We start from the raw sequence: 12007 nt of genomic DNA, 5'->3' as shown, positions 1-12007 counted from the left end.
CTCCACAAGCCTTGTTACGCTTCAGTTCTTTATAACATCTCGCAAGATTCTCTGTATTTATCAGATGGACTAACGATGTGAATTTAGTCGCTTATCTTGCTTTGCTCTTACTGCTATCTGGTTTAGTTTATTTTGCATGTTATTCCAACCTCCGTTGTATTGGCCTAGCAATCCCTATTCCAGTTACTATATTGCTGATCGCTTCCCCTTGTACGTGGCTTTCCCACATTCTGAGTACTATCAATCAGTCCGACTTCCCCTGCATCTTCCGCTAGTTCTTGCCTTTGTTGACTTGTTCCAGCGTACCTTTGTAGGAATGCATAGGATCTCCCAAGTTCACTTGAAGTCCATTTCAATACATGGCACGGTCTCAGATCCCGATAGAGTGAGTGATAACTTGCCTTTACGTTATCCTTCATGCTGTCTTCCATGGCCATGAAAATGTCGACCTCTATGTCTTCAGGTATTTCGGAACTCAATCCCTTCACTTTCGTTGTACCCTGCATTGTCCATCCCACTAGCTCTATTACACTCGTTACCTCATGCAACATAGTGGTCTGTTCCAAACTGTTGGCTAGACTTTGTTTGTGTTGGATTTTTACCAACTGTTCTCCAAGCACTTCTTGGCGCACCAAGAGCAACCCTCACGCACAATCTCTTAACCCAAATGGAAGAAGTAAAAATAGAAGATCAGCGGCAATAAATACTTTTAAAATAATAACTCTATGGTTAATATGCGAAGATTTAAGTAAAAAATGTTGTCATTCTAGTAGCTGATACTGGGCTCCAATGTCAATTACTCGGATAACAAAAAAACACAGGCTTCACATGCATCTGCAGTACTGTATTAGTCTACTATCTTCATTCCCACAACATTATACCCTGAATCAACATGTAAAATTTCTCCAGTTGTACCACTACTCAGGTCGCTTAATAAGTATAGTGCTGCCTTGCCAACATCTTCTATTGTAACATTGCGTCTAAGTGGAGAATTACTTCTATTCCATTCCGATATGGAGTGAAAGTCACTTATTCCAGAAGATGCCAAAGTTCTGATTGGACCAGCAGAAATTGCATTTACTCTGATGTTCTGTGGTCCGAGATCACATGCTATATATTTTACACTTGCTTCAAGTGCTGCTTTACATAAACCCATCACATTATAATTTGGCATAACTTTTTCAGCACCATAGTAAGATAAAGTAAGTAAACTACCGCCATTTAACATCATTTTTTCCGCTCTTTGCGCTAAAGCAGTAAAAGAATAGCACGATATATGCATTGCATTAATAAAGTTGTTTAGTGAAGTATTGACATATTTACCATTTAGCTCATTTTTATCGGAGAATGCTATTGCATGTACCAAAAAATCAATAGCACCCCACTTCTCCTTTATTTCCTTAAAAGCATTATCTATAGTTTCCTCATTTGAAACATTACAGTGCAATATTAACTCTACATTTAATTCACTTGCTATTGGTAATAATTTCTCTTTTATTGTTTCATTTTGATAAGTGATTGCAAGCTCAGCTCCATGTTCTGAGAGGGTCTTTGCTATACCATATGCTATTGACCTCTTATTTATTATTCCGGTTATTAACCCTTTTTTGCCCTGCAATATCATAGAAATTATTTGCCTTTTTTATAATTTGAAATATTAACTAGGCAAAGTCAATTATGTTTTAACTGTAGCTAACGTATAAAAATTACTTCCGCATATTTCCAACCTCATTATAATTACAATTAGAGATATTTTAAGAGCTCAAAATCTATCTTTAGTCTGCAGATTTTTTAATCAAACTTATTAAAAAATATATTCTTCAGTGTATATCTGTCGTATATGCACCGCATTTTTTTCTAACTTTTTTTACACAGGAGGATTTTATGTCCAGAATTCCAGATACTTGACCTTTACTTTAAAACCAACTGGCGCCTATGGTTTTTATAAAAAGATTACAGGAAATAAAAACACTCTAGAGAACATGAAATAAGGATACTGAAATATAAGCTGCCTACATTTGCAAGCAGCTCATAAAGTCTTCTTATTTACTTACTCCTTGAGCAGAAGAAAGTTGTTTTGATATAGTCACACTTTCCATACTTGTTGAAGGATTCTGTGAAACTTTTACTATTTCAGAACCTTCTTTACGTAAGTAGGATAGTGCATCTATGTGTGATTCATAGAGGTTATTACAGCAAAAATGTAAGATAAAATAAAAACTTTGACTTGTGATAGTTTAAATACCTTATTACAATAATATGAATAAATTCATCAACAAGAGGCAATCAGTAAATGGATACCAAAGTTAAGTTGCGTTTGAATTGGATAGAATTATACAAAAAATTAGGTCATGCAGGCAAAGTGTGTCAACACTATAACATTTCACGCTTTACCTTACGAAAATGGTACAAACGTTATGAAAAGCTAGGTGCACAGGGATTGTCAAACCTTAGTAGCAGGCCTAAAACTTTACCCTTACAAAAAATCAACGAGTCAAATGAGCAGCTCATTCTTCATCTGAGAAAAGCTAGAAAATTAGGAGCAAGACGTATTCAAGCTGGTGCGGCCCGAAGGTCATAAATGTCGTGATGGTTAAATTCCATCTCCCATAGCATCTGGGTAAAATCATGATCCACACCTTAAGAAAGTGGCAAATTCTCATGGTGTAAGCATGGATCAAAAGGGAGTAATATCAAACCTTATGATAAATCCTCTCGAGAAGAGTTAGATATGGCTACGAAAAGAAACTTATGTTTGAACTGTCGTTAATTCGAATATGCGAAATAAGGTTGAATACGCATATACCAAAAGGTATGAAGAAACGGGTAATTAGGATCGGCTTTTCCTGATTAAGATGCTTCCAATCTTCCGGCAGATAGTAAGAGCCTAAGTTTAACGAGAAACGATTTTATGGAACGGAGTAACTACATAGAAGCTCTTATTATTCTTTATTTTCAAAAGGATAACTAAGAAGGTAGCCAGCCGAATGCTCCTATGTAGAGGGATTGTCTAAGAAGCTAATGCCTAAGGTAATGTTTAGGATATGCAAACGTAGACACTGTAGTTTGGAAGGTAAAGTTGTGAATAGTAGTGAATATGTTATGAGCCAACAAAATGTTAGGTATGAATGGAATGAAATTCCTTGGCGCAAGCTGGAGAAATCTTCATTTAAGCTACAAAAACGAATTTACCGAGCTTCACAATGTAATGATATCAAAAAGATGCATAATCTTCAGAGATTGTTACTCAGATCAACAAGTGCAAGAACGCTCGCTGTTAGAAAGGTAACTCAGGATAACAGAGGAAAAAAGACTGCAGGTATAGATGGAAAAGCGAATCTTAATCAAAAAGAAAGGTTACAATTAGTATATTCTTTGGATATAAGAGAAAAAGCAAAACCATCGAGACGAGTTTGGATTCCAAAACCTGGTAAGCCATCGGAGTATCGCCCGCTTGGTATTCCTACAATATCAGATCGAGCAAAACAAACACTTGTAAAAATGGTGATAGAACCGGAGTGGGAAGCAAAATTTGAGCCAAACACATATGGTTTTAGGTCTGGTAGGTCGTGTCATGATGCCATTGAAGCTATATTCATAGCACTAAAACAGAAAACAGCATTTTTACTGGATGCAGATATTTCAGGGTGCTTTGATAACATCAACCATAATGCATTACAAAAAAAGCTTAACACCACACCAACATTAACTAAAGTTATAAAAAGGTGGCTAAAAGCAGGAGTTATGGAAGGTAAAGCGTTTAGACCCACAAAGAGTGGTACAGTACAAGGCGGAACTATTTCACCTTTGTTAGCAAGTATAGCTCTACATGGGTTAGAATATTACCTAAAAATGGCATTGAGAAAGGAACTATTTGATTATCAAAAGAAAAAATATGGTAAAGCTTCACATAAACATGCTGGTCAATCACTAAGTGTGATTACTTATGCAGATGATTGTGTGATTCTCCATGAAAATGAGGAAATTGTTTTTAAGGCAAAAAATCTAACGGAAAGATGGTTAAATACCATTGGATTAGAGTTAAAGCCATCAAAGACAAAAATATCTCATACGTTAAAAACTTATGGAGGACAAATACCAGGTTTTGATTTTCTTGGGTTCACAATACGACAATACTTAACAAAACAAAGTAAGAAAGGTTATAAATTATTAATTAAACCAAGTCGCCTCTCTATAAAACAACATGCTAAAATCATTAAGCAAAAACTTAAAGAAATGCGTGCAGCACCTCAAGAAGCAGTAATTAAAAACCTTAATCCAGTTATTAGAGGATGGAGTCAGTATTACTCTTCGGTAGTGTCACATAAAGTATTTAGTTCTTTAGATCATGATATGCATGGAAAGCTTTGGAAATGGGCAGTCTTTAGACACTGTAACAAAGGGAAGCATTGGATTAAGAGAAAATACTTTCGAAAGAAAGATAACGATAATTGGAGATTTATGACGAATAATAATTTACTGCTTGTTAGGCACGTAGATCATGCCATAAGAAGGCATATCAAAGTGAAAGGATCTAGATCTTTATATGACGGAGATTGGTTATATTGGGCAAATCGCTTAAGTAAAGTTCCAGGAAAATCACCACGAGTAATAAAATTAATGAAGTTGCAACAAGGTAAATGTGATCAATGTCAACTTTGGTTCAAAAATGATGATATCCTAGAGATACACCATAAAGACCGGAATAGACGTAATAATATGAGCAAAAATTTATCCTTGTTGCATGGGCATTGTCACGACGAATTACATGGGAGTATGCATGAAAAGCGCCAAATTAGAGAGAAGCCGGATGATGGGAAACTATCAAGTCCGGTTTTGAAGTCGAGTGGGGAGAGGTGACTTTCCTCACTTAGATAACAATTGAAGCGTTTACATGATATCTCTTTTGCATTGGCTACTATACACAAAGTTTTGAAGAAACACGATGTAAGTCTTTTACGTATTAAACGCCACTATCGCAAGCAGATTAAGCGTTATAACTGCAAAGTGCCAGGAGAGCGTGTACAAATGGATGTTTGCAAAATATCCTCGGGGCTTTATCAATATACTGCTATAGATGATTGTACGCGTTATAAAGTTATCGCATTATACTCAAGGCGTACTTCAAAAAATACTCTGGATTTCTTAAAACAATTAAGGGAAAGGGCTCCATTTCATTGTCAAAGGATTCAAACCGATAGAGGACAAGAATTTTTTGCTTACGAAGTGCAAGAGTGTCTAAAAGAATGGAAAATAAAATTCCGTCCAATTAAGCCGTTTTCACCACATTTAAATGGTAAAGTAGAAAGAGCGCAGCGTACAGATTTAGATGAATTTTATAGTAGCGTTAACATTAAGGATCATGAACTGCAAGTCAAGCTTAGGGATTGGGAAGAATATTATAATAAACAACGTCCTCATAGCTCTCTTCAGGGAAAGACTCCTTGGGAAAAATATAAAGAACTGGAAAAAACAATTCCTTGTCTAAGTGAAATACAAAAAAATTATATTTCATCAAAAGAAACGTTTGTCATGCAAAATTACAAACATGACCAAGAGTTAAAGTCACTTCAAAAATACAAAACCTCTTAACAGGTATTTCAAGTTCAGACTTGATCTGACAAATTAGTTGCAATAACCTCTATGAATCACACAAGCCATTAGCTACTTCATAAATTCTTACTCCATGCTCATCAACTCGTCCACGCATTCCTCTTTTTTCATCTCCAGGTAGCAACAATGTAACCGCCGTTATCCTATTGCTTTCAAAAAAATCATTAGTTAAAATATTACTAATGTTTATTTTTCCTTTATTATCATTCAGCACAATTCTTGCAGTCAACATAGTTCTAATTGGACTTCTCACTCTAAGCTGTACAGATTCTACATCACTGTTTTCTATGTGTTGAGCAATTTCTTGCTTAGTTTCATCAATAATCTTGCCTTTTAGATATTTACCGTGATTTTCATTTTCTGAATTATAAGAAGAGCTATCAGCAAGAATTCGCCTTTTTGACTCTTCATCATCACAATCTAAATATTCAATTTTGCGGTCATGCTTGGTACCTAAAAATGGATGATCATCTGCTCTCACCCTATTATTCGGAGGAAAATTGAAAGTCCTATTCCATTTATCACTTGACACTGGTCCAGGTATTCCTTGAACAACCTCAGAGTTTTTTTCTTTAGAAGAATTACTTAACATTATATACCCCCTTATTCTATAAATAGCCTTACCTTAGAATGTTTTTAACATATGTCAAATAAAAATTTTGACATATTTGGCACAAAAGCGTTTTAAATAATAAGAGCAAAATGGACAAATCTATTTCGTGAGTAACCAAAAACCGTTTTGTATTCATTCAGACAAGGAAAAATAGCAGATAGTGTCATGCAAGTAGCTGACACCCTTTTGGTGGACCACACACACAACTTTACAAACATTGCAATATGGCACATAGTAAATGATGTCATTCCAGTGCTTGACACTGGAATCCAGTTTTTCATTTTATCTCATCAAATTTAGCATAAGCTTAGTTTGCTTGTAAATTTTTCTGGATTCCAGTATCAAGCACTGGAATGACATCACCATTCTATAACGCAAGACCTATACTCACCCAACCTAATGCATTACTTGCAATTTGGATCCCAGTGTCAGCTACTTGGATAACACCAAATGGGCTACTCGCATTTTTTAGGCCTAAATCACAATGCTCGTACAGTAAGCACTGACCATTTTTTGTATAAGTTACCTTTATAAACAAATGTTTGCACAGCTGTAACACCCACCTTGAAAACTTCAGAAAAACTTACCTGCCGTTTTTAACTTGTTTAAACTTCCAAAACCAATCTATTTGGATCTTCTATGTAATTTTTTATTTTAACAAGGAAAGTAACTGCTCCTTTACCATCAACTATTCTGTGGTCGTAAGAGAGGGCAATGTACATCATAGGTCTGATTTCAATTGAGCTACTCACAGCAACTGGTCTATTTTGTATTGAGTGCATGCCAAGTATTCCAGATTGCGGAGGGTTTATTATCGGAGTAGAAAGAAGTGAACCATACACACCACCGTTTGAGATAGTAAATGTTGCACCTTCCATTTCCGATACTTGCAGCTTACCTTCTCGTGCTTTTTTGCCAAGAGCAACTAAAGTTAGTTCAATTTCAGCAAATGACATTTGATCAGCATCACGAATAACTGGTACAACAAGACCTTTGTCAGTGCCAACAGCAACACCTATGTCATAGTAATTTTTATATACAATTTCATCACCTGAAATCTCAGCGTTAATCTCACGAATTTCTTTTAGTGCTTGCACTGCTGCCTTTATAAAAAACGACATGAAACCCAGTTTTATTCCATATTTCTTTTCAAAAGTTTCTTTATACTTTGCCCTCAGATCCATGACGTTTTTCATGTCAATTTCATTGAACGTGGTCAGTATTGCAGCAGTATTTTGCGATGCTTTCAAACGAGCAGCTATTACTTGCCTTATTTTGCTCATTTTCACTCGCTCTTCTCTTCTCTCTCCACTTACTACACTTTTTGGCGATTCATATTGTTTTACCGGAGGTTGTTCAGCTTTACTCATATGGTCTATCACATCCGCTTTAGTTATTCTGCCTCCCATGCCAGTTCCTTTTACATTTTCTGCACTAATTGCATTTTCTTCCATAATTTTACGAGCTGAAGGGGCATCTTTTTTATCAGCGCTTTCGCCTTTATCTTCTTTTTTCACTTCTTCTTTTACTTCTCCTACAGCAAGTTTTGCCAGTAATTGATCAGAGCTAATTACATCATCCTCTTTCACAAAAAATTCAGTTATTTGTCCTGAAGCTTCTGCAGTTAGTTCTAGCGCCGTTTTATCAGTTTCAATTTCAAAGATCAAGTCATCTACTTTTACTGCTTCGCCGATATTTTTCTTTATTTTTACTATACCTTCCGTAACTGATTCACCACCAAGAGTTTTTGGCGCTCTGATTTCTATAATTTTGCTCATAAAATAACTTCTACATAAAACTTTCTATAAATTTATACATGAAAAGAAACATAAATAAACTAATAAATTCATTAGGCCTTTTATCATAATGCTTGATTATTTCCTCCTAATACATGCAAAATTAAAATACTAAGTAAATTGAAATAAGATTATGGATTTTGATAAGGCAGGCAATGCAGAAGACTTATATAACGAAAAACTTCAACTGATATGTAAGACTTATAACAGAGAATTACTATCAAATCAAAGAGTTGTTGATGGCATCAATTCAATGGATTACAGTAAGCTTAAAATCTTATGCAAGTATCATAATAAGTTTAGTCACAAAGGTATTGAAGAATTACTATTAGATGAGAGCATTGTTAATCACATCAACGATTATGATGATGAAATGTTTAGGTCCATGCTAAATGATGCACCTGCGGAGCACAATATTCTAGAAATACTAAAAGGTGGGAAGGTTTGCAATATCAACAATGAATTCGAAAGTAGTGATAGTGAGGAGAATGAAGAAGATTATGGATATTATGATAATTATTATTACGAGGAAGATGAAAAAAATGATCCGAATAACTTCGCGAAAGAAGCATTAGGAGATAAAGGAACTAATGAAAAACGTGTTGATGATGTTCAGTTTTATCTTAATGAAGAAATACTAAAATGTATATTTGAAAGTGGTAAGCTTAGTGATGAAGATGTTACAAAATTATTAGAAAACAAGGAAATTCTTGAACGCATCAATTCGGTTGCTCCTGAAAGATTTCAACTCATACTTAATAGTGGTAAGTTTAATGGTACCAGTATTATAGGATTACTAGAAAGTCAAAATGCTGCTAGGAACATCGATCTTATTGATAAAGAAACGTTGAAATATATAATTGAGAATGATAAATTTAGTCTTAAAGATATCAAAAATTACTGGAAGATCAGGAAATTCTTGAACGCATCAATTCGATTGCTCCTGAAAGATTTCAACTCATACTTAATAGTGGTAAGTTTGATGATATTAATATTATTGTAGAATTACTAAAAAATAAGAAAGTTGCTAAGAACATCAATATTATTAGTGAAGAACTGCTTAAATACATAGTTAAAAGTGATAGGTTTAGTAGTGAATATATTATAAAAGTACTAAAAGACCGAGAATTTGTTAAGCTTATCGATTTGATTGATCCTAGAAAATCTAAATCCGTATTTAGGAAATTTGATTATACCATTATTATAGAATTACTAAAAAATCAGGAAGTTGTTGAACGCATCAATTCGATGAATCGTAAAATATTTGACTTAATATTTAAGTATTCTGATCAAGGATATATTATGAATTTACTGAAAGATCAGAGTTTATTTGATCAAATCAATTCTCTTGATGAAAGTAAAGTGAGTATCATGAAAAGTGATTATTTTTTTACAGATAAAGAGATTGTAGCAATACTAAAGACTTCATTACCTCAACTCCATTCTATTGATGGTAATAGATTAAAAATTATATGCAAAAGCATTAAGTTTGATTCTACAGATGTTAGAGAAATACTAAAAGATCAGAGTCTATTCGTTCGAGTCAATTCTATCGATCTTGAAAAACTTGAACTTATATCTAGTAGTAGTAAATTTGATCGCTCCATGGTTATGGATTTACTAAAAAGTCGGAATTTTATCGATTCTATTGATACTGAAAAATTTCGACTTCTACTTGATAATGCAAGCTTGAATGACAAAAGGATTATAACACTACTAAAAGATCAAAATGCTGTTGAGAAGATCAATTCTGTTACCACTAAAGAGCTAAAAGTAATAACAGATAATGTTACTGGTAAGGTATTTGTCAATATATTTAAAAATTTTAAACCTAGCGTAAAGTCGACTTTGAGGCTTGCTATACTCCTGCGTAAAGCTGGTAAAATTACAGATATTAATATCGATTATTTGAACAACAAGGAACGTATTTACGAAGATATAATTAAATATGTTCCCCAAGAGCTGAGCATATATACTCAATATCCTTTCCCAGGGATTTTCTTAGGCGGTAAAGATCTTCCTCAAGAGCAGGACATAAATATAAATTCACTTGTACCATTCCTTACATTTGAAAGATATATTGAATGCAAAGAACCTGTGTCAAAATTATATAATTTATCTTTAGAGCAGGTTATTGAGAATATCAATCCACATAAAAGAGCTAGGTATTTCTAATAACACCAAATTCATTTATTTATAATAATTTTACTATATCGTAAAACCATCTATATCAGACTATTTTTACTATATTTTCTTGGTAAAATCACTGGCAGCTGACACCGAGGTTGAGAAAATTTTTGTAATATAGACTATCAATGATTTTTCAGTAATAATATAGTTTTAGGTGGATATAGTGAACGTTTCATACAGAGATATAGAAATCAAGCTAATTAGAACAGGTTGAATTCAAATGTTGAATCTAGAATCTCTGCCAAAACATCTAGCAATTATTATGGATGGTAATGGTAGGTGGGCAAACAATCAAGGAAGGGTAAAAATTGATGGCTATAGAAAAGGCAGTGAGGTTGCATTTGATATTGCTAAGCATTGCACAGTCCTGGCCATACCTTACTTAACTTTGTATGCATTTTCCATGGAAAATTGGCTCAGGTCTGAAAACGAAACAGACTACCTATTTAATTTATTTTACTCCACTTTAACTAATGAAGATAAAATGAAATTCATTTACAATTGTAACATTAAGTTAAATTTTATTGGCAATTTAAGTCTATTGCCCAGTAAAATATTCGATCAAATCAAAAAAGCAGAAGAAGTGACACATAAGAACGATGGTCTATTACTCACTGTTGCAGTTAGTTATGGAGCAAAGCAGGAAATTATACATGCTATCAACAACGTCATAAAAGGAAATATTGATTGCGTATTGGAAGAGGAATTTGAAAAATTTCTGTATACTAAAGATTTACCAAAACTGGATTTATTAATTCGCACTGGTGGCGAGAAAAGGTTAAGCAATTTTTTACTATGGCAAGCAGCTTATGCTGAATTGTATTTTTGTGATACTTTGTGGCCTGATTTTTCTTGTCAAGATTTGAGTAAAGCATTAGCAGATTATACAAAGAGAGAGAAAAAATATGGTAGATAATAATTTTATGGTGAGAACACTGTCTTCAATAGTAATATTACTGATATTTTCTTTTGCTACATATTTCAGTGATTTATCATTTTATCTACTAATTTTTTCAATTGCGGTTCTATCTTCTTTTGAATGGTATAACCTAACTAAAGGCAATAGAATCTTATACATTTTTGCATTACTACTCATTGCACTACCAAATGCATCGCTGATATACTTATATAATCTACCACAGGGAAAATATGAATTAATATGGCTTATCTTAACCATTTGGAGCATCGATATTACCGCTTACCTATTTGGTAAAAACTTTGGTGGTGCTAAAATTTGCCCAATTATTAGTCCTGGAAAGACTTGGTCAGGGCTTTTAGGTGCAGTTTTAGCTGGAGTATTTTGTACAATTTTTGGCTCAATATTTTTGAGTTTATTTCCAATTTTCTATTCCCCAATAATTGGCTTTACAATTGCTATTCTAGCCCAACTTGGAGACTTTACTGAATCACTCATAAAAAGAGTTTACAATGTTAAAGATAGTGGAGGTATAATACCTGGCCATGGAGGAGTACTTGACCGTATGGACAGTTTCATCTTTACTGCCCCCTTTATTGCTATTTACATAAGCTAAAGAATGAAGTGCTATTAACCTTTGGTCCTTTCCTTTTTATTCAATGCTTTCACCTCAACAGATTGAAATTCTTCGGAGTTTACTATTTCACTCATGGGCTTACTGCAATAAGGACAATACATTTCTCCTTCTTTATGTAAATATACTACTGGATGACCAGAACCATCATCATTCTCATCACCACGGCAGCAAACTATTAGATTATTATCCCTCACTTCTGACATTTCGCTCCTTTAATTTATAGTATTTTATACATCGAACAT

At 33.9% G+C, this 12007-nt stretch carries 12 protein-coding genes; 7 read left to right on the top strand and 5 right to left on the bottom strand.

Annotated elements, in window-relative coordinates:
• Positions 1 to 164: 164 nt before the first annotated feature.
• Positions 165 to 419: a hypothetical protein gene (locus M1L26_RS03240; RefSeq protein ID WP_250120414.1), complete on the bottom strand. Its 255-nt coding sequence runs from the start codon at positions 417 to 419 to the stop codon at positions 165 to 167.
• Positions 420 to 847: 428 nt separating this feature from the next.
• The gene (locus M1L26_RS03235) at positions 848 to 1624 is read right to left on the bottom strand and encodes an enoyl-ACP reductase FabI (protein WP_063630452.1); all 777 of its coding nucleotides are present in this window, start codon (positions 1622 to 1624) and stop codon (positions 848 to 850) included.
• A gap of 669 nt (positions 1625 to 2293) precedes the next feature.
• On the opposite strand from M1L26_RS03235, the gene M1L26_RS03230 reads away from it, so the two are divergent.
• The 3 genes from M1L26_RS03230 to M1L26_RS03220 all read left to right on the top strand — a co-directional run bounded on the left by M1L26_RS03230 (position 2294) and on the right by M1L26_RS03220 (position 5592).
• Positions 2294 to 2581: a helix-turn-helix domain-containing protein gene (locus tag M1L26_RS03230; protein ID WP_250120164.1), complete on the top strand. Its 288-nt coding sequence runs from the start codon at positions 2294 to 2296 to the stop codon at positions 2579 to 2581.
• A 440-nt stretch (positions 2582 to 3021) separates the two neighbouring features.
• Positions 3022 to 4860, top strand: a complete 1839-nt coding sequence (gene ltrA / locus M1L26_RS03225; RefSeq protein ID WP_250120129.1) for a group II intron reverse transcriptase/maturase — start codon at positions 3022 to 3024, stop codon at positions 4858 to 4860.
• A 72-nt stretch (positions 4861 to 4932) separates the two neighbouring features.
• Positions 4933 to 5592: an integrase core domain-containing protein gene (locus M1L26_RS03220; protein ID WP_250120165.1), complete on the top strand. Its 660-nt coding sequence runs from the start codon at positions 4933 to 4935 to the stop codon at positions 5590 to 5592.
• A gap of 49 nt (positions 5593 to 5641) precedes the next feature.
• Here M1L26_RS03220 and M1L26_RS03215 read toward each other — a convergent pair whose 3' ends face one another.
• Together M1L26_RS03215 and odhB are read right to left on the bottom strand one after the other, a co-directional pair.
• Complete coding sequence (locus tag M1L26_RS03215; RefSeq protein WP_250120413.1) at positions 5642 to 6205, bottom strand: hypothetical protein; 564 nt, start codon at positions 6203 to 6205, stop codon at positions 5642 to 5644.
• A gap of 626 nt (positions 6206 to 6831) precedes the next feature.
• Positions 6832 to 8004, bottom strand: a complete 1173-nt coding sequence (odhB, locus tag M1L26_RS03210; RefSeq protein WP_211908367.1) for a 2-oxoglutarate dehydrogenase complex dihydrolipoyllysine-residue succinyltransferase — start codon at positions 8002 to 8004, stop codon at positions 6832 to 6834.
• A 151-nt stretch (positions 8005 to 8155) separates the two neighbouring features.
• Here odhB and M1L26_RS03205 point away from each other — a divergent pair, with 151 nt between their 5' ends.
• The 4 genes from M1L26_RS03205 to M1L26_RS03190 all read left to right on the top strand — a co-directional run bounded on the left by M1L26_RS03205 (position 8156) and on the right by M1L26_RS03190 (position 11744).
• The gene (locus M1L26_RS03205; protein WP_250120412.1) at positions 8156 to 9025 is read left to right on the top strand and encodes a hypothetical protein; all 870 of its coding nucleotides are present in this window, start codon (positions 8156 to 8158) and stop codon (positions 9023 to 9025) included.
• A gap of 245 nt (positions 9026 to 9270) precedes the next feature.
• Positions 9271 to 10197: a hypothetical protein gene (locus M1L26_RS03200; protein WP_250120411.1), complete on the top strand. Its 927-nt coding sequence runs from the start codon at positions 9271 to 9273 to the stop codon at positions 10195 to 10197.
• A gap of 235 nt (positions 10198 to 10432) precedes the next feature.
• Complete coding sequence (uppS, locus tag M1L26_RS03195) at positions 10433 to 11128, top strand: polyprenyl diphosphate synthase (RefSeq protein WP_211908364.1); 696 nt, start codon at positions 10433 to 10435, stop codon at positions 11126 to 11128.
• A complete protein-coding gene (locus M1L26_RS03190; protein ID WP_250120409.1) occupies positions 11118 to 11744 on the top strand; it encodes a phosphatidate cytidylyltransferase in 627 nt (208 codons plus the stop codon). Before uppS ends, M1L26_RS03190 begins: the two co-directional genes overlap by 11 nt.
• A 14-nt stretch (positions 11745 to 11758) precedes the next feature.
• Here the strand turns inward: M1L26_RS03190 and M1L26_RS03185 are convergent, their stop codons facing one another.
• Positions 11759 to 11968 carry a zinc-finger domain-containing protein gene (locus M1L26_RS03185; RefSeq protein ID WP_211908360.1) on the bottom strand — a complete coding sequence of 70 codons (210 nt, stop codon included), beginning with the start codon at positions 11966 to 11968 and terminating at the stop codon, positions 11759 to 11761.
• Between the last annotated feature and the right edge of the window lie 39 nt (positions 11969 to 12007).

Source organism: Wolbachia endosymbiont of Ostrinia scapulalis (assembly GCF_023559145.1).
Lineage (GTDB): Bacteria > Pseudomonadota > Alphaproteobacteria > Rickettsiales > Anaplasmataceae > Wolbachia.
This window is presented reverse-complemented; position numbering and strand designations above follow the sequence as displayed.

Coding starts and splice junctions, on each gene's coding strand:
- M1L26_RS03240 (WP_250120414.1), bottom strand. CDS start 419: ATGAAGGATAACGTAAAGGCAAGTTATCACTCACTCTATCGGGATCTG.
- M1L26_RS03235 (WP_063630452.1), bottom strand. CDS start 1,624: ATGATATTGCAGGGCAAAAAAGGGTTAATAACCGGAATAATAAATAAG.
- M1L26_RS03230 (WP_250120164.1), top strand. CDS start 2,294: ATGGATACCAAAGTTAAGTTGCGTTTGAATTGGATAGAATTATACAAA.
- ltrA (WP_250120129.1), top strand. CDS start 3,022: ATGCCTAAGGTAATGTTTAGGATATGCAAACGTAGACACTGTAGTTTG.
- M1L26_RS03215 (WP_250120413.1), bottom strand. CDS start 6,205: ATGTTAAGTAATTCTTCTAAAGAAAAAAACTCTGAGGTTGTTCAAGGA.
- odhB (WP_211908367.1), bottom strand. CDS start 8,004: ATGAGCAAAATTATAGAAATCAGAGCGCCAAAAACTCTTGGTGGTGAA.
- M1L26_RS03205 (WP_250120412.1), top strand. CDS start 8,156: ATGGATTTTGATAAGGCAGGCAATGCAGAAGACTTATATAACGAAAAA.
- M1L26_RS03200 (WP_250120411.1), top strand. CDS start 9,271: ATGAATCGTAAAATATTTGACTTAATATTTAAGTATTCTGATCAAGGA.
- uppS (WP_211908364.1), top strand. CDS start 10,433: ATGTTGAATCTAGAATCTCTGCCAAAACATCTAGCAATTATTATGGAT.
- M1L26_RS03190 (WP_250120409.1), top strand. CDS start 11,118: ATGGTAGATAATAATTTTATGGTGAGAACACTGTCTTCAATAGTAATA.
- M1L26_RS03185 (WP_211908360.1), bottom strand. CDS start 11,968: ATGTCAGAAGTGAGGGATAATAATCTAATAGTTTGCTGCCGTGGTGAT.